The sequence below is a fragment of the Duganella callida genome, from assembly GCF_004614165.1.
In the GTDB taxonomy this organism is placed as follows: domain Bacteria; phylum Pseudomonadota; class Gammaproteobacteria; order Burkholderiales; family Burkholderiaceae_D; genus Rugamonas; species Rugamonas callida.
Map to the genome: position 1 here is coordinate 35,004 of NZ_SPVG01000260.1, position 23,190 is coordinate 58,193.

A 23,190-nucleotide genomic window follows, 5' to 3' on the forward strand; every position below is an offset into this window, starting at 1 on the left:
TCGTCGTACAATGACGTCCAAAAGTAAGAACTGGCGGGAGTCTCGCGCCTGTTAAAAACACAATTCCTGGCGACCGGGACGCGCCCCAATTTGGAGTAGTAATGAGCTTATACGCAGTACTGGATTTCCTGTCGAACGGCATCACCCGATTCAGCGGCTGGGAAGTGTTCTTTTACACCATGGCGGTCACCCACATCACCATCGCCTCGGTGACGATCTACCTGCACCGCTGCCAGGCGCACCGCGCGCTGGACCTGCACCCGATCGCCAGCCACTTCTTCCGTTTCTGGCTGTGGCTGACCACCGGCCAGGTGACCAAGGAGTGGGCATCCATCCACCGCAAGCACCACGCCAAGTGCGACACCGAGGAAGATCCGCACAGCCCGGTCACGCGCGGCATCAAGAAAGTGTTCTGGGAAGGGGCCGAGCTGTACCGCGCGGAAGCCAAAAACCAGGAAACCATGGACAAGTACGGTCACGGCACGCCCGATGACTGGATGGAGCGCAACGTCTATACCCGCCACAGCGCGCTGGGCGTATCGATGCTGCTGGTGCTGAACTTCGTGCTGTTCGGCGTAATCGGCGTCACCGTGTGGGCCGTGCAGATGCTGTGGATTCCGATCACCGCGGCCGGCATCATCAACGGTATCGGCCACTACTGGGGCTACCGCAACTACGACTGCGCCGACGCGGCCACCAACATCATCCCGCTGGGCTTGCTGATCGGTGGCGAAGAACTGCATAACAACCACCACACCTTCGCCACGTCGGCCAAGCTGTCGTCCAAGTGGTACGAGTTCGACATCGGCTGGGGCTACATCCGCGTGCTGGAAATGGTGGGCCTGGCCAAAGTCAAGAAACGCGCGCCGGAACCGAAGTTCGCCAAGGGCAAGCAGCAAGCCGACTTCGACACCCTGCAATCGGTGATCGCCAACCGTTACGACGTGATGGCCAAGTACGCCAAATCGATCAAGCACGCGTGGAAAGAGGAACTGGAACACCTGAAGCACAAGGCCGAGCTGGAAGCGCGCTTCCTGAAATCGTCGCGCAAGCTGATGCAGCGTGAGCCGGCCAAACTGGAAGCGCCGCAGAAGCAGCAGCTGGTGGAACTGTTCCAGCACAGCAAAGCGCTGGAAACCATGCACAACATGCGTGTCGAGCTGGGCGTGATCTGGGAGCGTTCGCACTTCACCCGCGACGACCTGCTGCACAAGCTGCAGGACTGGTGCAACCGCGCCGAAGCCTCGGGCATCAAATCGCTGCAGGACTTCTCCCTGCGCCTGCGCAGCTACGCGTAAGCAAGTCGGGGTCAGAGCCGACATTCGGACATTGATTCGCATACGATCAAATGTCCGAATGTCGGCTCTGACCCCGACTCAAAAAAAAGCCGCTGAATTTGCATTCAGCGGCTTTTTTATTGAAGCGAAGACCGGATTACTTGATCTTGGTTTCTTTGTACATCACGTGCTTGCGTGCCTTGGGATCGAACTTCATGATCTCCATCTTGGCAGGCATGGTACGCTTGTTTTTGGTGGTGGTGTAGAAGTGACCGGTACCTGCGGTCGATTCCAGCTTGATTTTGTCGCGGCCAGTTTTCGCCATGATAGCTCCCTATTAGACTTTTTCGCCGCGTGCGCGCATGTCGGCCAGGACGGCATCGATGCCGACCTTGTCGATTACACGCAGACCAGCGTTGGACAGACGCAGGGAGACCCAGCGGTTTTCAGATTCAACAAAAATACGACGGTTCTGCAGGTTAGGCAGGAAACGACGTTTGGTTTTGTTGTTTGCGTGGGAAACATTGTTGCCGACCATCGGCTTCTTCCCAGTAACTTGGCAAACACGTGCCATAACGCACTCCTTAAAAGACATTCCACAATTGGAAAAACGAGAGTATATCCAAAAAAATCAGGATTTTCAATCACTTACGAAAAACAATTGTGTCTCGATTAAATCAAAAAATTTAACAATTGTGAACCGGCGCGTAAACCCTTGAGCCGACAGGGGTAAACCTACAGCTGGCCATGCTCGGCGAAGGAGTGCACCTGATGCCCGGCGACCACAAAATGGTCGAGCACGCGGATCTCGACCAGGGCCAGCGCCTGCATCAGCGCGCGCGTCAGCAGCAAGTCGGATTCGCTGGGATCGGGCGTGCCGGACGGGTGGTTGTGCGCCAGCATCACCGAGGCGGCGTTGCGCGCCAGTGCTTCCTTCACCACTTCACGCGGGTAGACCGAGGTGTGGGTCAGCGTGCCGCGAAACAGTTCGCGGCTGTCGATCAGGCGGTTCTTCACGTCGAGGAACAGCACATGGAAGGATTCGAAGGACTTGCCGGCAAACGCCACCCGCAGATAGTCCTTGACCGCCCTGGGTGAGCCCAGCACGACGCCCTGGCGGATTTCCTCCAGCAGCGCGCGCCGCGCCAGTTCCATCACCGCCTGCAGTTGCGCGAACTTGGCCGGCCCCATGCCGTGTACCAGCGAAAATTCCTCCAGGTTGGCGCCGAACAGTTTTTGCAGCGAACCGAAGTGCTGGATCAGCTCCCTGGCGAGCGTGACGGCGTCCTTGCCGGTCACGCCGGTGCGCAGGAAGATCGCCAGCAGTTCCGCCTCCGACAGCGCCTGCGCGCCCTCCCGTATCAGCCGCTCGCGCGGACGTTTTTCCTGTGGCCAGTCCAGTATGGGCATGACAGTTCTCCTTCCACCCTGCCATTATTCGGTACCGCGCGCAGGGCGCCACTGATCTGGTCAAGCCTGCGGCTTTTTCATGCCTTTATTTAGCCGGCGGCGGGCGTAAATCGCAAGGTGGCTTACAATATGGCCTTTGTCAGTTCATCGAAGCTTAAGTCCATGTCTAACGAGCAACCTGTCGTCAACGCGTCGTCGTACCTCACCTTGAATTACCGTCTGGCTTCCATGGACGGTAGCGATATCGTCACCACCTTCGGCAGCACGCCGGCCACGCTGCTGCTTGGCCAGGGCCAGCTGGCGCCGGTGCTGGAAGAGTTGCTGATCGGCCTGCCCGAAGGGACGCACAAGACGTTTGACCTGGAACCTGGTGTGGCGTTCGGTCCGCGCAATCCTGAGCTGATCCGGCATGTGTCGCGGGCGACGCTGGACGAAAACTCCGCGCCGGGCACCGATTACCAGATCGGCGATCTGGTCGACTTCGCCGCGCCCGGCGGCGGCCGCTTTGCCGGCATCCTGCGCGAGCTGGGCGAGGAGGCCTGTTTGTTCGACTTCAACCACCCGCTGGCCGGCCAGCCGGTGAAGTTCGAAGTCCAGCTGATTTCTGTGCTGTGAGGATGGCATGAGCGATAAAGAACTTCTGTTGGCCCAGCCGCGCGGTTTCTGCGCCGGCGTCGACCGCGCGATCGAAATCGTCGAGCGGGCATTGGTCCAGTTTGGCGCACCCATCTACGTGCGTCATGAAATCGTCCATAACGCTTACGTAGTCGCCGATCTGCGCGCAAAAGGCGCCATTTTCATCGAAGATCTCAACGAAGTGCCGGCCGGCCAGACGCTGGTGTTCTCCGCCCACGGTGTCTCCAAGGCGGTGCGTGCGGAAGCCGATGCCCGCGGCTTCAGCATTTTCGACGCCACTTGCCCATTGGTTACCAAGGTGCACGTGGAAGTCGCCAAGATGCGCAAGCAGGGCTGCGAAATCATCATGATCGGCCACAGCGGTCATCCCGAAGTCGAAGGCACCATGGGCCAGACGGAAGAGGGCATGTACCTGGTCGAGACGGTGGAGGATGTGGCTCGGCTGCAAGTGGCGAAACCGCAGCAGCTGGCCTACGTGTCGCAAACCACGCTGTCGGTGGACGATACGGCCGATATTATCGCTGCGTTGAAAGCGAAATATCCTGCCATTATCGAACCGAAAAAAGGCGATATCTGCTACGCCACCACCAATCGCCAGGAAGCCGTCAAATTCATGGCGCCGCAGGTGGAGGTGGTGATCGTCGTCGGCAGCCCGAACAGCTCGAACTCCAACCGTCTGCGCGAAGTGGCGGAAAAGAAGGGCACGCCGGCCTACATGGTCGACAACGCCACCCAGATCCAGCCGGAATGGCTGGAGGGCAAACTGCGCGTGGGCGTCACCGCCGGCGCCTCGGCGCCCGAAGTGCTGGTGCAGGCGGTAATCGATCGCCTGAAAGAGTTGGGTGTGCGCAGCGTGCGTCCGCTGGAAGGCGTGGAAGAGAACGTCACCTTCCCGTTGCCCAAGGGCCTGGATGGCGGACAAAAAACTGCACCAGTTGAGGGCGTGGTTTAATACCTGCCCCGCAGAGCGTCCGGAATTAAATTCGGTGCATCTGTTGTTATTTCGCTGTTAGTTTTCCTGAATTCTGGCTATCATTTGCTTCGCTCTAAAAAGTTGTCGTTTCGGCTTATAAACCGGGGCGACGGAGACGAACGGTCAGGCATGAAACTTGCATCGTGAACGTGTAGTCAACGGCGGCACTACGGGTAACCGGGTGCCGTTTTTGTTACATGTCGACATAACAACGGTAAAGGCACAGATGGATACTTTTATCCAACAAATTATTAACGGGCTAGTGCTGGGCAGCATGTATGCACTGGTCGCGCTCGGTTACACCATGGTGTATGGCGTCCTGAATCTGATCAACTTCGCCCACGGCGATGTGCTGATGATAGGCGCGATGACCGGTTTGACCATACTCAACCTTCTCAACCAGCACGCGCCGGACTTGCCCGGCTACGTCAAGCTGGCGATCGCCATCGGCGGTGCGATCCCGGTCTGCATGCTGGTGAACGTGATCATCGAACGCGTGGCGTATCGCCGCCTGCGCAACGCGCCGCGGCTGGCGCCGCTGATCACGGCGATCGGCGTGTCGACGCTGCTGAACACGTTTGCGATGATGATCTGGGGCCGCAATCCGCTGCCTTTCCCGCAACTGCTGCCATCTGATCCTGTCCTGATCGGTGGCGCCGTCATTACGCCGACGCAGATTCTGCTGCTGGCGCTGGCGCTGGTGTCGATGGCCGGTCTGGTGCTGCTGGTGGAAAAGACCAAGATGGGCCGCGCGATGCGGGCCACCGCGGAGAACCCGCGTGTTGCCGGCTTGATGGGCGTCGATTCGAACAAAGTGATCGTGGTGACGTTCGCGCTGGGCGCGGCACTGGCGGCGGTGGCGGGCGTGATGTGGGGCGCCAACTATGCCTCGATTCAATTCTCGATGGGCTTCCTGCCGGGCCTGAAAGCCTTTTGCGCAGCGGTGCTGGGCGGCATCGGCAACATTTATGGCGCGATGGTGGGCGGCATTGTGCTGGGCATCATCGAGAGCCTGGGCGCCGGCTACATCGGCGACCTGACCGGCGGCTTCCTCGGCAGCCATTATCAGGACATCTTCGCGTTTGTGGTGCTGATCCTGGTGCTGACGGTGCGGCCGTCCGGCATCATGGGCGAGCGCGTGGCGGACCGGGCATAAGGAGCAGGACAGATGGCTATTCTGAGTTTCGATACCACCCGCCAGCCGCGCAAGGCGTACACCAGCATGGCGGTGCTGCTGTTGTTGCTGGTGGCGTTTCCGTTCTTTGCCGCGCAATACGGCAATTCCTGGGTACGCATCGCCGACATGGCGCTGCTGTACATCATGCTGGCGCTGGGCCTGAACATCGTGGTCGGCTTCGCCGGCCTGCTGGACCTGGGCTACATCGCGTTTTATGCGGTCGGCGCCTATCTGGCCGGCCTGCTGGCCTCGCCCCAGTTCGCCACGCTGCTGGAATCGGTGATTTCCGAGTATCCGATGCTGGGCGACTGGCTGGTGTCGGTGCTGGGGCCGGAGGTCCAGCAGAACGGTATCCACCTGTCGGTGTGGGTGATCGTGCCGCTGGCGGCCGCGCTGGCGGCCTTCTTTGGCGCCTTGCTGGGCGCGCCGACGCTGAAGCTGCGCGGCGACTACCTGGCCATCGTGACGCTGGGCTTCGGCGAGATCATTCGTATCTTCATGAACAACCTGAATGAGCCGATCAACTTCACCAACGGCCCGCAGGGCATCAACCTGATCGACCCGATCAAGGTGTTTGGCGTCAACCTGGCCGGCGAGGCCGGTTCGCGCGCGACTGTGTTCATCGGCGGCTACGGCATGCCCTCGGTCAACGCCTATTATTTCCTGTTCCTGCTGCTGTGCATCGCCGTGATTTTTGTCACCTCGCGCCTGCAGCACTCGCGCCTGGGCCGCGCCTGGGTGGCGATCCGCGAAGACGAGATCGCCGCCAAGGCGATGGGCATCAATACCCGCAACGTCAAGCTGCTGGCGTTTTCGATGGGCGCTTCGTTCGGCGGCATCGCCGGCGCCATGTTCGGCGCCTTCCAGGGCTTTGTGTCGCCGGAATCGTTCTCGCTGACCGAGTCGATCGCCGTGCTGGCGATGGTGGTGCTGGGCGGCATAGGCCACATTCCCGGCGTCATCATGGGCGGCGCGTTGCTGGCGGCCTTGCCGGAAATCCTGCGTCACGTGGTGGAACCGTTGCAGGAAAAACTGTTCGGCCACGTGCTGATCGAGGCGGAAGTGCTGCGCCAGCTGCTGTACGGCCTGGCCATGGTGCTGATCATGCTGAACCGTCCGGCTGGCCTGTGGCCCGCGCCCAAGCATGAGGATCGTCCGGATGGCGATTCCGACACCAAGAATCAGTCGTCCGGCGTGATGGCGGCTTGAGGAGACAGTGATGAGTGAACAAGTAATGCTCCATATTGCCGGCGTCAACAAGCGTTTTGGCGGCCTGCAGGCCTTGACCGACGTGGGCATCAAGATCATGAAGGGCCAGATTTACGGCCTGATCGGCCCCAACGGCGCCGGCAAGACCACGTTTTTTAACGTGATCACCGGCCTGTACCAGCCCGATACCGGCACGTTCGAGCTGGCCGGCCAGCCATATTCGCCGTCGGCGCCGCACGAGGTGGCCAAGGCCGGCATCGCCCGCACGTTCCAGAACATCCGCCTGTTCGGCGAGATGACGGCGCTGGAAAACGTCATGGTCGGCCGCCACGTGCGCTCGAAGCAGGGCGTGTTCGGCGCCATCTTCCGCCACAAGGCGGCACGCGAGGAGGAGGCCGACATCCGCCGGCGCGCGCAGGAATTGCTGGACTTCGTCGGCATCGGCAAGTTCGCCAACCGCACCTCGAAATTCCTGTCGTATGGCGACCAGCGCCGTCTGGAGATCGCCCGCGCGCTGGCCACCGACCCGCAGCTGCTGGCGCTGGATGAACCGGCGGCCGGCATGAATGCGACCGAAAAAGTTGCACTGCGGGAGTTGCTGGTGAAGATCAAAGAACAGGGCAAAACGGTGTTGTTAATCGAACACGACGTCAAGATGATGATGGGACTGTGCGATCGCCTGATGGTGCTGGAATATGGCAAGCCAATTGCTGAGGGTTTGCCGGCTGAAATACAAAGCAATCAGGCGGTCATCGACGCCTACCTGGGAGGATCGCATTAATGAGCGACAATGTTCTAAAAGTATCGGGACTTAAAGTCGCGTATGGCGGCATCAAGGCCGTAAAAGGCATCGACCTGGAAGTCAATCAGGGTGAATTAATCGCACTGATCGGCGCTAATGGCGCCGGTAAAACCACAACGCTGAAAGCAATCACCGGTACTTTGCCGCCTTGTAAAGTCGATGGGACTATCAGTTATAAAGGCGAATCGCTGAAGGGCACCAAATCTTTTCATCTGGTTGAAAAGAAGCTGGCAATGGTACCGGAAGGGCGCGGCGTATTTACCCGCATGACGATTGTTGAAAATCTGATGATGGGCGCTTATACGCGTAACGATAAAGCCGGTATTGCAGCGGATATTGCGAAATGGTTTGATGTATTCCCGCGACTGAAAGAACGGGCGCAGCAATTGGCCGGTACTTTATCGGGGGGGGAGCAACAGATGCTGGCCATGGCGCGCGCATTAATGTGTCACCCGGACTTGTTATTATTGGATGAGCCATCGATGGGTTTGTCGCCGATCATGGTGGAAAAGATTTTTGAAGTGATCCGCAATGTATCGCAGCAGGGCATTACCATTCTACTGGTGGAGCAGAACGCCAAACTGGCCTTGCAGGCTGCGCATCGCGGCTACGTGATGGACTCGGGCAACATCACCATGACCGGCAACGCCAGGGACATGCTGGACGATCCGCGTGTGAAAGCCGCTTACCTGGGCGAATAAGCACCACATAGGGAGCCGCTCAGTTAGAGCGGCTTTTTTTCGCCCCACACATGCCAAAAAGTGGCTTATTTAAGCTGTTTTCTAGTATAGGCCGCCGTGTCATTCCCGCACAGGCGGGAATCCATGGTGACGATGATCTGCGGTTCCATGGATCCCCGCGTACGCGAGGATGACGAGCAGAAATAAAAAAGCCCCGGGGTAACCGGGGCTTTCGATTTAAATATCGGGCGCCCTACCGCGCCGGGATATTTGTTTTATTTCTTGGCAGCTGCGTTGGCGAACTGATTAACTGCGGAATTGAAATTACCTTCCATCGATTCAATTGCCTGCTTGGCGGTCTTGGTGAATTGCTCGTAACCGGCGCTGGCATTGCCAATGGCGGATTTAACGAAAGCCACCATATTTTCGGTGCCGGCCGGCGCGTTTTTGCTAACTTCTTCAACCAGCGAAATCACCTTGCGGTTGGTTTCGGCGATCTGGGTTTCCGCGGCTTTGCTGAATTCGGCGCCGGTGGTGGTGGCGATCGACGCCAGGTGACGGCCATAGGCCAGGGTTTTTTCTGCGTTCGGCTGCGCCTGTGCGGTGGCCAGCGAGAAGAATTCTTGTGGGTCCTTAGCGGCCAGCAATTGCTTGGTGGTGGCCGACGATTCTTCCAGCGATGCCTTGGCAGCGGTCAGATTCAGGTCGACGAATTTTTCGACGCCTTCGAATGCCTTATCGGTCAGCGACGAGAAAATAGCGAATTGCGCTTCAAAGTTGGCTTTGGTCGCATTGGAAAATTGCTCAGGAATTGCAAACATATAGATCTCCGGAAAATAGTCGTTGATGAATCACTGCTGGTGTTTCTAACCGTCGGCGGGAAACAGTGCAGCTCTATGTTTCAGACCGAACAACGTATTGTGCAACGCAACAAGGGCGATTTTACGGCCTTCAAAAATTAAGTCAAGCGATTTTTTGTGCGTTGCACCAAGGCATGTGAATTTGGTAAAAAATAAACATTTAACAAGGGAACTATTGCTAGGGTGTGAGGGAAACCGCGGCCTTCCGACGGGGAACGCGCTGCCGTGTTAGACTTGGATCAAACCCGTCGGCGCCGCCGATTGCCTTTTAGTCTACTAGCCTCGCCGATGCCCGAATCCTCTGGCCTAGTCGCCGCGACGCGGCACGCTTCATTTCTGTCGCCGCTGCCGCTGTTTTTTGTGCTGTTGTGGAGCAGTGGCTTCATCGTTGCAAAGTTCGGACTGCCATATGCGCCGCCATTGACCTTTCTGTTGCTGCGCTTCCTGGGCGTGCTGGTGGTCTTAAGCCCGGCCGTGTTGCTGTTGAGAGCGCCGTGGCCACGCGGCCAGATTGGCCATATCGCCGTCGCCGGGCTGCTGGTGCAGGCCGGGTATCTGATGGGCGTCTGGTGCGCGATCAAGCAGGGCATGCCGGCTGGTTTGTCGGCCTTGATCGTCGGTATGCAGCCCATCCTGACCGCTTTCGCCGCGCCGCTGGTGGGCGAGCGGGTGAAGCCGCGCCAGTGGCTCGGGCTGCTGTTCGGCATCGCCGGCGTCGGACTGGTGGTGGCCGCCAAGGTCAGACTGGTGGGGTTGTCGCCGCAGGCCGTGCTGCTGTGCGCGGGCGCCCTGCTGTCGATCACGATCGGCACGCTGTACCAGAAGCGCCATTGCCCGCGATTCGACCTGCGCGTGGGCACGCTGATCCAGTTTGCCGCCTCGGCGCTGCTGGTGCTGCCGCTGGCCGTTCTGTTTGAGGGACTAGGCCCGGATTTTGCTGCGGTGCATTGGACGCCGCGCTTTGTCGGTGCACTGCTGTGGTCGGTATTGGGCCTGTCGATAGGCGCGATTTTCCTGTTGTTCGCGCTGATACGGCGAAATGACGCCACCCAGGTCACCAGCTTGATGTATTTGACGCCACCGACTACCGCTATCATGGCCTGGCTGATGTTCGGCGAAGCGTTCAACGCCCCCGGCATCGCCGGCATGGTGCTGGCGGTGACCGGCGTGATTTTCGTGGTCAAAAAACCAAAAAGCGAGACGACATGATTTGCAGTCCAGAACAGCAAGCCGTCGACGCCGCGATCACCTCGCGTCGTTCGATCCGCGCCTTCCTGCCGACGCCGGTGGCGCACGAGGACATCGTGCAGATCCTGCAAGTGGCGGGCCGGGCGCCGTCGGGCACCAACACCCAGCCGTGGAAAGTGTATGTGTTACAGGGCGATAAGAAACGAGAGTTGTCTTCCGCCATCATGGACGCATACACCGACCCGGAGCAGGCCAGCCGGCACCAGGAAGAATATGCGTATTATCCGCGCGAGTGGGTGGCGCCCTACATCGACCGCCGCCGCAAGGTGGGCTGGGATCTGTATGCCTTGCTCGGCTTGACCCGCGACAACAAGGCCGGCATGGCCGCCCAACATGCCCGCAATTACGCGTTCTTCGATGCCCCGGTCGGCCTGATTTTCACCATCGACCGCATCATGGAGCAGGGCTCATGGCTGGACTATGGCATGTTCCTGCAAAACATCATGGTGGCGGCGCGCGGACGTGGGCTCGATACCTGTCCGCAGGCCGCTTTCACCCAGTTCCACCGCATCATTGCCGACCAGCTGCAGTTGCCGCCGAACGAGACCGTGGTCTGCGGCATGGCGCTAGGTGTTGCGGATTTGAGCAAGATCGAAAATTCTTTGATAACTGAACGTATGCGCATCGAAGAATTTGTTAAATTTGTTGAGTAGGAAAAGCTGTTTTTTCCTATATTGCGCGTACACAACCAATTGTGCCCGGAACGTTAAATTTGCTTGCGCTAGCTCAGCGATTTGCTACACTGCAACGATACTTGGCACGAATCTTTTTTGGGGAATACGAATGGTCAAACTCGCATTAAGCGCGCTTATTTCGCTGACGTTGGCAACTTCCGCCTTCACCGCCACGGCGGCGGATGCCAGCCCCACCGCGCCCAAAAAAGTCACCTTGAAAAAACGCCAGCCGGTGCGCGTGGCTGCTGCCGACACGGGCGAGCGTGTGGTCAAGCGCGTAATGCGGGTCAACGGCAAGCGCAAGGTGGTGTACCAGCGCGTGCTGGCCGCGGCGCCAGCGGTGCCCACCATGGGCGACCTGGCCGGCCTGAACGGCACCTACGATCCGCTGGACCTGAAGTCGAATGTGGCGCTGGTGCTGGACCAGGCCAATGCGGAAGTGCTGTTCGAGAAAAATTCCAACGTGGCGCTGCCGATCGCCTCCATTACCAAGATGATGACGGGCCTGATCGTGGTCGAAGCCAAGCAGGACATGGATGAGATCCTGACCATCACCGACGAGGACGTGGACCGGGAAAAGTTCAGCAGCTCGCGCCTGAAGGTCGGTACCCAGATGACCCGCGGCAACATGCTGCATATCGCCCTGATGAGTTCGGAAAACCGCGCAGCCTCGGCACTGGGCCGTAACTATCCGGGCGGCCGCGCCGCATTCGTGGAAGCGATGAACGCCAAGGCGCGCGAACTGGGCATGAACGATACCCATTACGTCGACTCGAACGGCTTGTCGAAAATGAATGTGGCCAGCGCGCGCGATCTGGCCAAGCTGGCGATGGCGGCCTACCAGCAGCCAATGCTGCGTCAGTTCTCGACCGACGCCAAGGCCACGGTCGAAGTCAGCAATGGCCGGCCGATGCAGTTCGGCACCACCAATTACCTGGTGGCCCAGCCCGACTGGACCATCGGCCTGCAAAAAACCGGCTTCATCAACGAAGCTGGACGCTGCCTGATGATGCAGGCGGTGATCGAGGGCCGCTCGGTGATCATGGTGTTCCTGGATTCCAAGGGCAAACTGTCGCGGACGGCCGACGCCGGCCGCATGCGCAAATGGCTGGAAGCGCTGCGTCCCGCCAACCTGGTCGGCGGCGCGACGGCGCAGGCTTATTCGACCGGAATGTAACCGAGGGTGGTGGAGATCTGCTGCGCGGTCAGCACCAGGTCTTCCAGCCAGTCTTCCTGCAGACGGTCGGCCGGCGCCGAGATCGACAGCCCGGCGATCAGCTTGCCGCTGTCGTCGTAGATGCCGGCGGCCATGCAGCGCACGCCCAGCTCCAGTTCCTCATTGTCGCGCGAATAACCGCGCGATTTCACCAGGCTCAGCTCCCGCTCCAGCCGTCCCAGATCGGTGATCGAATTCTTGTTGTGCCCGGCCAGACCGGTGCGCGTGGCGTAGGCGCGGATTGCCTTGGGCTCGTCCACCGACAGGAACAGCTTGCCGGTCGAGGTCAGGTGCAGCGGGCCGCGGCCGCCGATGGCGCGCACCACCTGCATGCCCGAGCGTTCCGAGAACGCGCGGTCGATGTAGACGATCTCGTCGCCCTGGCGCACCGACAGGTTGACCGTCTGCTGGGTTTTCTTGTGCAGTGCACGCATGAAATCCAGCGCCGCCTCGCGCACCGACAGCCGGCTCTTGACGACATTGCCCAATTCCAGCAGGCGCATGCCGAGGCGGTAGGTGCCCGGCTCGACCCGGTCGACAAAGCGGGTGACCACCATGTCGTTCAAGATCCGGTGCGCGGTCGAGGGGTGCAGCCCGGAAACCTTGGACAATTCCTTCAGGCTCACGGGATCGGGATACTTGGCCAGGGCATCGAGCAGCGCTACCATGCGCTCGATCACCTGGATGGTGGTCTTTTGCTCGGGAACGGATTCGATTTTCATGATGTGGTTGGTGCGATGCGGTATCGGATAGCTCTTTATACCATAATGCGGAAAAAGCGCGCAATTGATGGACGCAACTGATGCATAATGTGTCATTATTGATTTGTTGCTACATCTCATGCCTCCCCAAAGCGAATTCAAAAGTAAGAGCGGCCTCAAGCGTATCTACGCGGCGTTCTGGTATTCCATCGACGGTTTCAAGTCGGCGTGGAAGCATGAGCATGCGTTTCGGCAGGAAGTCAGTATTTTCGCGGTTGGCGCCATCATTGCCTTGATCTTGCGCATCTCGGCGTTTGAAAAACTGGTGCTGATCGGCGTGCTGCTGCTGATACTCATCGTCGAACTGATCAATTCTTCCATTGAGGCGGTGGTGGACCGGGTGTCGCTGGAGCGCCATCCGCTGTCCAAGAACGCCAAGGACTTCGGCAGCGCCGCCGTGCTGCTGACCTGTCTGCTGGCCATCGCCACCTGGGCGGTGGTGCTTTACAATCGCTTCTTATGATTTTCTTGTATATTGAACTGCTAAAAGCTTAGTTCTCATTTATAAAGGGCAGGATTAATCTGGAGATCTTCATTACTAGGGGAATCCGATGCTGTCCAAAAAAATCATCGCCGCTGCCGTTCTCGCCGTTGCCGCCATCGCCCCCGCGCTGGCCGCCGACATTTCACTGCTGAATGTGTCCTACGATCCAACCCGCGAGCTGTATCAGGATGTCAACGTCGCGTTCGCCAAAGAGTGGAAAGCCAAGAGCGGCGACACCGTCAAGATCAAGCAATCGCACGGCGGCTCCGGCAAACAGGGCCGCGCCGTGATCGACGGCCTGGAAGCGGACGTGGTCTCGCTGGCACTGGCCTACGATATCGACGCCATCGCCGAGCACAAGCTGCTGGCGCCGGACTGGCAGAAAAAGCTGCCGCATAACAGCACCCCGTACACTTCCACCATCGTGTTCCTGGTGCGCAAGGGCAATCCGAAAGGCATCAAGGATTGGGCCGACCTGATCAAGCCCGGCGTCTCGGTGATCACCCCGAATCCGAAAACTTCCGGCGGCGCACGCTGGAACCACCTGGCGGCCTACGGCTACGCGCTGCGCGCGCCGGGCGGCAGCGAAGCGTCGGCCAGGGACTTCCTGACCAAGCTGTACAAGAATGTGCCGGTGCTCGATTCCGGCGCGCGCGGCGCCACCACCACCTTTGTCGAACGCGGCATCGGCGACGTGCTGATCGCCTGGGAAAATGAAGCGCTGCTGGCGATCAAGGAACTGGGACCGACCAAGTTCGACATCGTGGCGCCGTCGGTGTCCATCCTGGCCGAACCGCCGGTGGCGGTGGTCGACAAGGTGGTCGACAAGCGCGGCACGCGCAAGGTGGCGGAGGCATATCTGAACTTCCTCTACACTGACGAAGCGCAGGACATCATCGCCAAGAACTACTACCGTCCGGCCACCGAAAAGGCGGCCAAGAAATACGCGTCGCAGTTCCCCAACGTCAAGCTGTTCACGCTGGCGCAGGTGGCCGGTGACTGGACCAAGGCACAGAAGACCCACTTTGCCGATGGCGGCCTGTTCGACCAGATCTATCAACCCAACAAGTAAGCCAACAAGTAAGTGTCCATGGCCAGCGTCCTCGCCGAATTCCGCGTCCTGATTGCGCCCGGTCTGCACAACAGCGGGCCGGACCACTGGCAAAGCCGCTGGCAGCGCTTGTTCCCCGCGTTCGAGCGGGTGCAGCAGGACGACTGGGAAATGCCTGACCTGGCGCGCTGGTCCGACCGCGTGGATGACGTGCGCCGGCGCGACCGCCACAAGCCCACGCTGATCGTGGCACACAGCTTTGGCGCGCTGGCCAGCGTGCACAGTCTGGCCGGCGACGCGCACGGCGTTGCCGGCGTGCTGCTGGTGGCGCCGGCCGATCCCGACAAGTTCCGGGTGGCCGCGCTGCTGCCGCAGCAGGCGTTGCCGGTGCCGTCCATCATGGTTGGCAGCACCAACGATCCGTGGATGGCGGCGCCGCGTGCGCAGTTGTGGGCGCAGCGCTGGCATAGCCGCTTCATCAACGGCGGGCCGCTGGGCCACATCAATGCCGAGTCCGGCCTGGGCGACTGGCCCGAAGGATTGGAAACCTTGTATTTTTTAGCAGAGCAGGCGCACAATGGCGCACTGTCCACGTGACACCTTACACTTCTGGAGACCAAAATGACCATCCGCCTGGGCGATACCGCGCCCGATTTTGAACAAGACTCGTCGATCGGCAAACTGAAATTCCACGAATGGGCTGGCGATTCGTGGGTCGTGCTGTTCTCGCACCCGGCCGATTTCACGCCGGTCTGCACCACCGAGCTGGGCCTGACCGCCAAGCTCAAGCCGGAATTCGACAAGCGCAACGTGAAAGCCATCGCGCTGTCGGTGGACCCGGCCGAATCGCACCAGGCGTGGATCAAGGATATCGAAGCGACCCAGAACACCGTGGTCGGCTTCCCGATCATCGCCGACGCCGACCGCAAGGTGTCCAACCTGTACGACATGATCCATCCGGAAGCCTCGGCGACGGCCACCGTACGTACCCTGTTCGTGATCGACCCGAACAAGAAAGTGCGCCTGACCCTGACCTATCCGATGAGCACCGGCCGCAACTTCGACGAAGTGCTGCGCGTGATCGATGCGCTGCAGCTGACCGACGGCTACACCGTGGCCACCCCGGGCAACTGGAAGGACGGCGACGACGTGATCATCCCGCTGACCGTGCAGGACCCGGACGTGCTGAAACAAAAATATCCCAAAGGCTACACCGCCGAACGTCCATACCTGCGTGTGACGCCGCAACCGAACAAATAAGCTTATAAAGATTCCGTTGTTTGGAAATTTCCTCCGAGTAGGTACCCTGCGGGCCTACTTTGGGGAAATTGTATGGACTTATCGTTTGTTGCCTCAGGATTTGCGGTCGGCCTGCTGGTCGGCATGACCGGCGTCGGCGGCGGCTCGCTGATGACGCCGCTGCTGACCTTGCTGTTCGGCGTGGTCCCGGCGGTGGCGGTCGGCACCGATCTGGCGTTTGCCTCGCTGACCAAGGGCGTCGGCACCTTCACCCACAAAATGCGCGGCACCGTCCACTGGGACATCGTGCGCCGGCTGTGCCTGGGCGCGCTGCCGGCAGCGCTGCTGGCCAGCTTCGCGCTCAAACATTTCGGTACGCTCAACCGGGAAATCGGCCAGGTCATCCGCTACATGATCGCCACCTCGGTGCTGCTGACCGTGGTCGCGCTGCTGTTCAAACGCAAGATGCTGGCCTGGATCACCGCCCACCCGGAACGCCAGCTGCAGGGCGCGGCGCTGCGCAACGCCACCATCTCCTGTGGCGCCTTGCTGGGCATCCTGGTGACGATTTCCTCCATCGGCGCCGGCGCCATCGGCGCCACCCTGCTGGTGATGCTGTATCCGCGCCTGACCGCCGCCGAAGTGGCCGGCACCGACATCGCCTATGCCGTGCCGCTGACCGCGATCGCCGCCGCCGGCCACTGGTGGCTGGGCTCGATCGACTGGACTTTGCTGCTGAACTTGCTGGTCGGTTCCGTGCCGGGCATCACCCTGGGCGCCTATGCCGCCCGCGCCGTGCCCGAGCGCCTGCTGCGCGGGTTGCTGGCGGTCACGCTGGTGGCTGTCGCCGCCAAGCTCATTTGGTAACGCTTATAGCTGAAACATCTAACCAAATGAGAAATGCTTCGTTTGTATTATGAAGCATAGATGAGAATATGCAGCCCTTATAGAAGGATTTGTAATAAGGGAGCCTCCATGTCTGCAGTTCTCGCCGCGCCGGCCGCTGGCACGCCAGTGGCCGCCAAGGGCGCACCATTCCGCGTCATGCCGGGCTTCCGGCTGTCGCTGGGTTTCACGATTTTCTACCTGACGCTGATCGTCCTGATCCCGCTGTCGGCCGTGTTCCTGAAAACCTTCACGCTGAGCTGGGAGTCGTTCTGGGCCACCGTCACCTCGGCGCGCGTGGTGGCTTCCTACAAGCTGACGTTCGGCGCCTCGCTGATCGGCGCGTTCATCAACGTGATCTTCGGCGGCATCGTGGCGTGGGTGCTGGTGCGCTATGAATTCCCCGGCAAGCGCATCGTCGATGCGCTGGTCGATCTGCCGTTCGCGCTGCCCACCGCCGTGGCCGGCATCACGCTGACGTCGCTGTATTCGTCGAACGGCTGGATCGGCCGCTACATCGAAGGCGTGCTGGGCATCAAGGTGGCGTTCACGCCGCTGGGCGTGGTGATCGCGCTGACCTTCATCGGCCTGCCGTTCGTGGTGCGCACCGTGCAGCCGGTGCTGGAAGACGCCGAGCGCGAGCTGGAGGAGGCCGCCGCCAGCCTGGGCGCCAACGCCTGGCAGACCTTTTCGCGCGTGGTGTTCCCGACCATCCTGCCATCGCTGATGACCGGCTTCGCGCTGGCCTTCGCGCGCGCCACCGGCGAGTACGGTTCGGTGATCTTCATCGCCGGCAATATGCCGATGGTGTCGGAAATCACGCCGCTGTTCATCATCACCAAGCTGGAGCAGTACGACTACGCCGGCGCCACCGCGATCGCGGTGGTGATGCTGGTGGTGTCCTTCATCCTGCTGTTGGCCATCAACCTGTTGCAAGCCTGGGCGCGCGGAAAGTCGGGGAAATAAATGAGTGGAAATGTGAGTCGCCGCGGCGAGCTGCCGTCGGCCCCGGATGTGCTGGAGCCGCGCTGGGTGCGTGTGGTCCTGATCGCCGTCGCGCTGATCTTCCTGACGCTGTTCCTGTTCGTGCCGCTGGTGTCGGTGTTTTTCGAAGCGCTGAAAAAGGGCTGGGACGCCTACAGCGCCGCCATCTTCGAAGACGACGCGATCTCGGCCATCAAGCTGACGCTGATCACCGCCGCCATCGCCGTGCCGCTGAACCTGGTGTTCGGCGTGGCGGCATCGTGGTGCATCGCCAAGTTCGAATTCCGCGGCAAGAGCATCCTGCTGACCTTGATCGACCTGCCGTTCTCGGTGTCGCCGGTGATCTCCGGGCTGATCTATGTGCTGCTGTTCGGCGCGCAGGGCTGGTTCGGCCCGTGGCTGCAGGAGCACGATATCAAGATCCTGTTCGCCGTGCCGGGCATCGTGCTGGCCACCGTGTTCGTCACCTTCCCGTTCGTGGCGCGCGAGCTGATCCCGCTGATGCAGGCGCAGGGCAGCGAAGAGGAGGAAGCCGCCATCGTGCTGGGCGCGTCCGGCTGGGACACCTTCCGCCGCGTCACGCTGCCCAACATCAAGTGGGGGCTGCTGTACGGCGTGATCCTGTGTAACGCCCGCGCCATGGGCGAGTTCGGCGCGGTCTCGGTGGTGTCCGGCCACATCCGCGGCGAGACCAACACCATGCCGCTGCAGGTCGAGATCCTCTACAACGAATACAACTTTGCCGCCGCCTTTGCCGTGGCGTCGCTGCTGGCGCTGCTGGCCCTGGTGACGCTGGTCGTGAAAACCTTTATCGCCTGGCGCCTGAACGAATCGGTCGCCGACGACGTGCGCATTACGGAGTGAACCATGACAATCGCAGTCAAGAACATCAACAAGCGTTTCGGCGATTTTGTCGCCCTCAACAATATTTCGCTGGACTTCCCGCAGGGCGAACTGACCGCGCTGCTGGGACCGTCCGGCTGCGGCAAGACCACGCTGCTGCGCTGCATCGCCGGCCTCGAACATCCGGACTCGGGCCAGGTGCTGCTCGACGGTAAGGATGCGTCCGCGCGCCACGTGCGCGAGCGCCAGGTCGGTTTCGTGTTCCAGCATTACGCGCTGTTCAAGCACATGACCGTGTTCGAGAACGTCGCGTTCGGCCTGCGGGTCAAGCCGCGCAACGAGCGGCCGTCGGAAGAGCAGATCCGCCGCAAGGTCAAGGAACTGCTGGAACTGGTGCAGCTGGACTGGCTGGCCGACCGTTATCCGCCGCAGCTGTCGGGCGGCCAGCGGCAGCGGATCGCGCTGGCGCGCGCGCTGGCGGTGGAGCCGCGCGTGCTGCTGCTGGACGAGCCGTTCGGCGCGCTGGACGCCAAGGTGCGCAAGGAACTGCGCCGCTGGCTGCGCCGCCTGCACGACGAGCTGCACGTCACTTCGATTTTCGTCACCCACGACCAGGAAGAGGCGCTGGAGGTGGCCGACCAGGTAGTGCTGATGAACAAGGGCAACGTCGAGCAGATCGGCGCGCCGGACGAGGTGTACAACCATCCGGCCTCGCCGTTCGTGTACGGCTTCCTCGGCAACGTCAACATGTTCCATGGCCGCGTGCAGGATGGCGTGCTGGCCAGCGGCGATGCGTCCTTCCACGTGCCGGACCAGCCGGCTGCGGCGGGCAAGGGCATCGCCTATGTGCGGCCGCACGAGCTGGACGTGGACCGCTATACGCCGGGCGCGGAAGGCATCGTGGTCAAGCTGCGCCGCGCGCACGCCATCGGTCCGCTGGCCCAGCTGGACCTGGAGCGCGGCGATAACGCCGAGCTGATCGAAGCGGTGATACCGAACGAACGCTTCAGCAGCCTGGGATTGCAAGAAGGAGAAACCCTGGTGGTGCGTCCCAAACGCTTGCGCGTGTTCGTGGATGAAGGAGCGTCCATATGAATTTTCAACAGTTACGATCGATCCGCGAAGCCGCGCGCCGCGGCTACAACCTGACCGAAGTGGCGAATGCCCTGTTCACCTCGCAACCGGGCGTGTCGCGCCAGATCCGCGAGCTGGAAGATGAACTCGGCGTGGTGATCTTCGAGCGCAACGGCAAACGCCTGACCGGCATGACCGAGCCCGGCAAGGGCATCCTGAAGATCATCGACCGCCTGCTGATCGAGGCCGAAAATCTGCAGCAGGCCAGCCTGGAATACACCGGCCAGCAGAGCGGCACGCTGAGCGTGGCGGCCACCCACACGCAGGCGCGCTATGCGCTGCCGAAGGTGGTGCAGAGCTTCCGCGCCGCCTATCCGGAGGTGCGCATCGCCCTGCAACAGAGCGCGCCCGAGCACATTGCCGAATGGATCTTGTCGGGCAAGACCGACATCGGCATCGCCACCGAAGGCTTGTCGGCGTTCCCGGACCTGGTGTCTTTCCCGTGCTACCGCTGGAGCCATCTGATCGTGGTGCCGGATGGCCACCCGTTGCTGTCGCGCTCGCCGATCCGGCTGGCGGATCTGGCCGAGTTCCCGCTGATTACCTACGACGTCGGCTTTACCGGCCGCGGCCACATCGACGCGGCGTTCGACCAGGCCGGCGTCAAGCCCGACATCGTGCTGACCGCGATGGACTCGGACGTGATCAAGCAGTACGTGGCGTTGGGCCTGGGGGTGGGCATCGTCGCCTCGATGGCGTTCGACCATGGCCGCGACAAGGGGATGCGCGCGGTGGAAGCGTCGCACCTGTTCGCCTCGAATACGACGCGGCTGGCGGTGCGCAGGGGCGCTTACCTGCGCGCGTATGCCTACCACTTCATCCAGCAGTTTGCGCCGGACCTGAGCCGCGCCGAGATCGAAGCCGCGGTCAGCGGCGGCGATCCCGCCTGAAACAACATCGGGGTCAGAGCCGACTGCTGACGCCGCTCGATTACCAGGTGTAGCCGGCCTTGGCGTAGTAGTAGCGGCCGTTGAAGCCGTTGGGCGCGAAGCCGCTGTACGGGTTGATGCCGTTGTTGTTCAGATTGCCCGCCGTGGTGACCTGGTCCGGATAGCGGTCGGTCACGTTGTCCACGCCGGCCGTCAGGCGCCAGTTCTTGCCGAGCTTGACGCTGGCCGACAGGTCCAGCACCCATTGCGGATCGTAGGTCTGGTCCAGCGCGGCGTTGTTCTGCGGCACGGTGAACTTGCCGTAGCGCGTCACCACGGCGCGCGCGCCCCACTGGTTGATGCTCCAGTCGGTCGCCAGGCTGAACTTGTCCCTGGGCGAGCCGACCGTGATGCGGTTGATGGTCTGGCGGTCGATCAGGGTCAGGCCGTTGGCGCTCAGGATGGCCGGATTGGCGTTGACGTGTTCCAGCTCCGTCTTGTTGTGGTTGTAGGCGCCGGTGAAGTCGAAGCGGCCGGCGTCGCGCGTGTCCAGCCGATAGGTGCTGAGCACATCCACGCCGGTGGTGCGGGTGTCGATGGCGTTGGTGAAGTAGCGGCCGGCGCCGACCAGGATGCCTTGTTTGGCCAGCGCGTCCTTCAGGGTCTGGTTCAGCGTCATGTTGGCCGACAGCGCCACGCGGTCGTCGATCTTGATGCGGTAGGCATCGACCGTGGTGGTCCAGTTGCGGCTCGGCTGGATCACCAGGCCGAGGCTGTAGTTGCGGGCTTTCTCGGCCTTCAGCGGGGTCGCGCCCAGCGCGCTGGCGGCCGCGCTGCCGACCGCGAAGGTGCCGGTCTCGATCGCCGTGTTGACATTGTTCACCACCGAGAAGTTGGTGGTGGTGATGGTGTAGAACTGCTGCGCCAGCGACGGCGCGCGGAAGCCGGACGAGCCGGTCGCGCGCAGCGACACGATGTCGTTGAAGGCATAGCGCGCCGAGCCCTTGGCCGAGGTGGTGTTGCCGAAGTCGCTGTAACGCTCGTGCCGCAGCGCGCCCGAGGCCGAGAATTGTTTGGTGATTTCCGCCTCGACGTTGGCGTAGACCGATTGGTTGTGGCGGCTGTTGCTGCCCGCGTTGACGGGACGGAAGCCGGAAAAGCCCTGCGCCCCGGTGCCGCTGTACGACGCCTCGTCGCCGGCGCCGATTTCGTAGGTCTCGCGGCGGTATTCGCTGCCCAGCGCCACGGTCACCGGGCCGCTGAACGCTTCGACCGGGAAGTCGCGCGCGACGTCGAGGTTGACCAGCGTCTGCGCATTTTTCAGGCGGCCGGCGTAGAAGTGGGTCGGGCTTTTCGCCCCCAGGTCCTGGTTGACGGTGTCATCGAGGTTGAGGCGGAATTCATTTTCGCCGTAGTTGAGGCTGACATCCCAACGCCAGCCGCCGGCCTCGCCGCGCAGGCCGGTCACGACCGCACCATCGGTGGAGCGGCTGTTTTCCAGCGGCAGGAAGCCGCGCGGATATACCGGCGTGCGTTGCACGTATTCGGTGTGCGCCGGTACCGTCGGCGTGGAGGCGACGTTGACCGCCACCAGCGCCGTGCGCCAAGTGGCGGCGGCCGAGGTGTCGCGCTGGCCGTAGTTGGCGAAGGCGTACCAGTCGATATCGTCGTTGATGTGGTATTCGCTGTTCAGGAACAGCGCGGCCGGCTTGGTCTTCGGATCGCCGAAGCGCTGCGTGACCTGGCCGTAGCGCGGTTCGAGCGGATTGCGCACGTCGGCGCCGGCGCGGTTGGTGGGATCGCGGTCGGCGACGTCGACCGCCACGCGTACCCAACCGTTTTCGCCGAGATTCAGGCCGCCCGAGGCGCGCAACGAGCGCTGACGGCCGTCGTGTTCCTGGTACTCGCCGAAGCCGACTTCGGCATCGCCGCCGTCGGCGCCTTTTTTCAGGATGATGTTGATCACGCCGGCAATCGCATCGGAACCGTACTGGGCGGCGGCGCCATCGCGCAGCACCTCGATGTGGTCGATGGCCGACAGCGGGATCGCGTTCAGGTCCACCGGCGCCGAGCCGCGGCCCTGGGTGCCGTTGACGTTGACCACGGCCGAGGCATGGCGGCGCTTGCCGTTCACCAGCACCAGCACCTGGTCCGGTGACAGGCCGCGCAGCTGGGCCGGACGCACCGCATCGCTGGCGTCCGCGCCGGACGGGCGCGGGAAGTTCAGCGATGGCAGCACGCGGCCCAGCACGGTCGCCAGTTCGGTCGAGCCGCTGGCCTGCAGCTCGCGCGTGCCGATGATATCGATCGGCGATTCGGAATCGACGGTGCGGCGGTTCTTGGCGTAGGTGCCGGTGACGACCACCGACTGCAGCTCGCTGTCCGCGGCGTTGTCCTGCGCCTGCGCGGCCATGCCGGTCGCCATCAGTCCGCACAGGAACAGGGCGCGCGGCAGCGGGGCGAGGGCGAGGGCAGCGGGACGGTATATAGGCATGGCAACAATCTCTCTATGACGGAAATGGCGAAATCTTATCTGCGCGCGGGTAGGCTGCCCACGAATCGTTATAACTTAGCATATGTGAATTTTTCATGTCTTGCTCGAATTCACCGAAGCACCGGCTAGCGCAGGTTTTTCGCATGAGCGAGGATGTCTTCGACGGCAGCACATCGCTGCCGATCTGGAGCGCCTGTCGCGGCGACGCAGACAGCATGCGCCGCATGTTCGATGTCCACGTCACCGGCCCGCTGCTGGCCAGCAAGGCGGCGGTGGCGCTGTTC

General features: G+C 61.6%; 25 protein-coding genes. 19 read left to right on the forward strand and 6 right to left on the reverse strand.

Translation table 11 applies throughout. The features are described from left to right. The first annotated feature begins 101 nt into the window (after window positions 1-101). Window positions 102-1,298 carry a DesA family fatty acid desaturase gene (locus E4L98_RS26995; protein WP_135204626.1) on the forward strand — a complete coding sequence of 399 codons (1,197 nt, stop codon included), beginning with the start codon at window positions 102-104 and terminating at the stop codon, window positions 1,296-1,298. A 136-nt stretch (window positions 1,299-1,434) separates the two neighbouring features. Here E4L98_RS26995 and rpmG read toward each other — a convergent pair whose 3' ends face one another. From rpmG to radC, 3 genes are all read right to left on the reverse strand, one after another. After that, complete coding sequence (gene rpmG, locus E4L98_RS27000) at window positions 1,435-1,605, reverse strand: 50S ribosomal protein L33 (protein WP_205746849.1); 171 nt, start codon at window positions 1,603-1,605, stop codon at window positions 1,435-1,437. A 9-nt stretch (window positions 1,606-1,614) separates the two neighbouring features. After that, entirely contained in the window at window positions 1,615-1,851 is a 237-nt protein-coding gene (rpmB, locus tag E4L98_RS27005; protein ID WP_008451488.1) for a 50S ribosomal protein L28, read from the reverse strand. A gap of 161 nt (window positions 1,852-2,012) precedes the next feature. Beyond that, a complete protein-coding gene (gene radC / locus E4L98_RS27010; protein ID WP_135204628.1) occupies window positions 2,013-2,687 on the reverse strand; it encodes a RadC family protein in 675 nt (224 codons plus the stop codon). A gap of 162 nt (window positions 2,688-2,849) precedes the next feature. Between radC and E4L98_RS27015 the strand changes: the two genes are divergently transcribed. The 6 genes from E4L98_RS27015 to E4L98_RS27040 all read left to right on the forward strand — a co-directional run bounded on the left by E4L98_RS27015 (window position 2,850) and on the right by E4L98_RS27040 (window position 8,185). Further along, complete coding sequence (locus E4L98_RS27015) at window positions 2,850-3,302, forward strand: FKBP-type peptidyl-prolyl cis-trans isomerase (protein WP_135204629.1); 453 nt, start codon at window positions 2,850-2,852, stop codon at window positions 3,300-3,302. Between the two features lie 7 nt (window positions 3,303-3,309). Then, entirely contained in the window at window positions 3,310-4,275 is a 966-nt protein-coding gene (gene ispH / locus E4L98_RS27020) for a 4-hydroxy-3-methylbut-2-enyl diphosphate reductase (protein WP_135204630.1), read from the forward strand. A 247-nt stretch (window positions 4,276-4,522) separates the two neighbouring features. Next, a complete protein-coding gene (locus E4L98_RS27025; protein WP_135204631.1) occupies window positions 4,523-5,452 on the forward strand; it encodes a branched-chain amino acid ABC transporter permease in 930 nt (309 codons plus the stop codon). 12 nt (window positions 5,453-5,464) lie between these two features. Next, complete coding sequence (locus tag E4L98_RS27030; RefSeq protein ID WP_135204632.1) at window positions 5,465-6,682, forward strand: ABC transporter permease subunit; 1,218 nt, start codon at window positions 5,465-5,467, stop codon at window positions 6,680-6,682. 10 nt (window positions 6,683-6,692) lie between these two features. Then, entirely contained in the window at window positions 6,693-7,463 is a 771-nt protein-coding gene (locus tag E4L98_RS27035; RefSeq protein ID WP_135204633.1) for an ABC transporter ATP-binding protein, read from the forward strand. Next, the gene (locus tag E4L98_RS27040) at window positions 7,463-8,185 is read left to right on the forward strand and encodes an ABC transporter ATP-binding protein (RefSeq protein WP_135204634.1); all 723 of its coding nucleotides are present in this window, start codon (window positions 7,463-7,465) and stop codon (window positions 8,183-8,185) included. The genes E4L98_RS27035 and E4L98_RS27040 overlap by 1 nt, the downstream gene beginning before the upstream one ends. A 254-nt stretch (window positions 8,186-8,439) precedes the next feature. On the opposite strand, the gene E4L98_RS27045 is transcribed toward E4L98_RS27040, so the two are convergent. Further along, window positions 8,440-8,985, reverse strand: a complete 546-nt coding sequence (locus E4L98_RS27045; RefSeq protein ID WP_135204635.1) for a phasin family protein — start codon at window positions 8,983-8,985, stop codon at window positions 8,440-8,442. A 327-nt stretch (window positions 8,986-9,312) separates the two neighbouring features. Between E4L98_RS27045 and E4L98_RS27050 the strand changes: the two genes are divergently transcribed. From E4L98_RS27050 to pbpG, 3 genes are all read left to right on the forward strand, one after another. Continuing rightward, complete coding sequence (locus E4L98_RS27050; RefSeq protein ID WP_135204685.1) at window positions 9,313-10,233, forward strand: DMT family transporter; 921 nt, start codon at window positions 9,313-9,315, stop codon at window positions 10,231-10,233. Further along, window positions 10,230-10,925 (forward strand): nitroreductase, encoded by a 696-nt coding sequence (locus E4L98_RS27055; RefSeq protein WP_135204636.1) that lies wholly within the window; start codon window positions 10,230-10,232, stop codon window positions 10,923-10,925. Before E4L98_RS27050 ends, E4L98_RS27055 begins: the two co-directional genes overlap by 4 nt. Before the next feature lie 130 nt (window positions 10,926-11,055). Then, the gene (gene pbpG, locus E4L98_RS27060; protein WP_135204637.1) at window positions 11,056-12,123 is read left to right on the forward strand and encodes a D-alanyl-D-alanine endopeptidase; all 1,068 of its coding nucleotides are present in this window, start codon (window positions 11,056-11,058) and stop codon (window positions 12,121-12,123) included. Here pbpG and E4L98_RS27065 read toward each other — a convergent pair. Next, window positions 12,105-12,884: an IclR family transcriptional regulator gene (locus E4L98_RS27065; RefSeq protein ID WP_135204638.1), complete on the reverse strand. Its 780-nt coding sequence runs from the start codon at window positions 12,882-12,884 to the stop codon at window positions 12,105-12,107. The genes pbpG and E4L98_RS27065 overlap by 19 nt on opposite strands. Window positions 12,885-13,002: 118 nt before the next feature. Between E4L98_RS27065 and E4L98_RS27070 the strand changes: the two genes are divergently transcribed. The 9 genes from E4L98_RS27070 to E4L98_RS27110 all read left to right on the forward strand — a co-directional run bounded on the left by E4L98_RS27070 (window position 13,003) and on the right by E4L98_RS27110 (window position 20,433). Beyond that, window positions 13,003-13,386 carry a diacylglycerol kinase gene (locus E4L98_RS27070; RefSeq protein ID WP_135204639.1) on the forward strand — a complete coding sequence of 128 codons (384 nt, stop codon included), beginning with the start codon at window positions 13,003-13,005 and terminating at the stop codon, window positions 13,384-13,386. Window positions 13,387-13,474: 88 nt separating this feature from the next. Continuing rightward, complete coding sequence (locus tag E4L98_RS27075) at window positions 13,475-14,479, forward strand: sulfate ABC transporter substrate-binding protein (RefSeq protein ID WP_135204640.1); 1,005 nt, start codon at window positions 13,475-13,477, stop codon at window positions 14,477-14,479. An 18-nt stretch (window positions 14,480-14,497) separates the two neighbouring features. After that, the gene (locus E4L98_RS27080) at window positions 14,498-15,055 is read left to right on the forward strand and encodes an RBBP9/YdeN family alpha/beta hydrolase (RefSeq protein WP_135204641.1); all 558 of its coding nucleotides are present in this window, start codon (window positions 14,498-14,500) and stop codon (window positions 15,053-15,055) included. Between the two features lie 24 nt (window positions 15,056-15,079). Continuing rightward, entirely contained in the window at window positions 15,080-15,718 is a 639-nt protein-coding gene (locus E4L98_RS27085) for a peroxiredoxin (protein WP_135204642.1), read from the forward strand. 72 nt (window positions 15,719-15,790) lie between these two features. Beyond that, entirely contained in the window at window positions 15,791-16,564 is a 774-nt protein-coding gene (locus tag E4L98_RS27090; RefSeq protein ID WP_135204643.1) for a sulfite exporter TauE/SafE family protein, read from the forward strand. A gap of 108 nt (window positions 16,565-16,672) precedes the next feature. After that, a complete protein-coding gene (cysT, locus tag E4L98_RS27095; RefSeq protein WP_371857290.1) occupies window positions 16,673-17,548 on the forward strand; it encodes a sulfate ABC transporter permease subunit CysT in 876 nt (291 codons plus the stop codon). A gap of 12 nt (window positions 17,549-17,560) precedes the next feature. Then, window positions 17,561-18,430: a sulfate ABC transporter permease subunit CysW gene (gene cysW, locus E4L98_RS27100; protein ID WP_371857291.1), complete on the forward strand. Its 870-nt coding sequence runs from the start codon at window positions 17,561-17,563 to the stop codon at window positions 18,428-18,430. A gap of 3 nt (window positions 18,431-18,433) precedes the next feature. After that, on the forward strand, window positions 18,434-19,504 hold the full coding sequence (locus E4L98_RS27105; RefSeq protein ID WP_135204645.1) for a sulfate/molybdate ABC transporter ATP-binding protein: 1,071 nt from the start codon (window positions 18,434-18,436) through the stop codon (window positions 19,502-19,504). Next, a complete protein-coding gene (locus E4L98_RS27110) occupies window positions 19,501-20,433 on the forward strand; it encodes a CysB family HTH-type transcriptional regulator (protein ID WP_135204646.1) in 933 nt (310 codons plus the stop codon). Before E4L98_RS27105 ends, E4L98_RS27110 begins: the two co-directional genes overlap by 4 nt. 40 nt (window positions 20,434-20,473) lie before the next feature. Here E4L98_RS27110 and E4L98_RS27115 read toward each other — a convergent pair whose 3' ends face one another. Beyond that, the gene (locus tag E4L98_RS27115; RefSeq protein WP_135204647.1) at window positions 20,474-22,906 is read right to left on the reverse strand and encodes a TonB-dependent receptor plug domain-containing protein; all 2,433 of its coding nucleotides are present in this window, start codon (window positions 22,904-22,906) and stop codon (window positions 20,474-20,476) included. Window positions 22,907-23,190 lie beyond the last annotated feature (284 nt).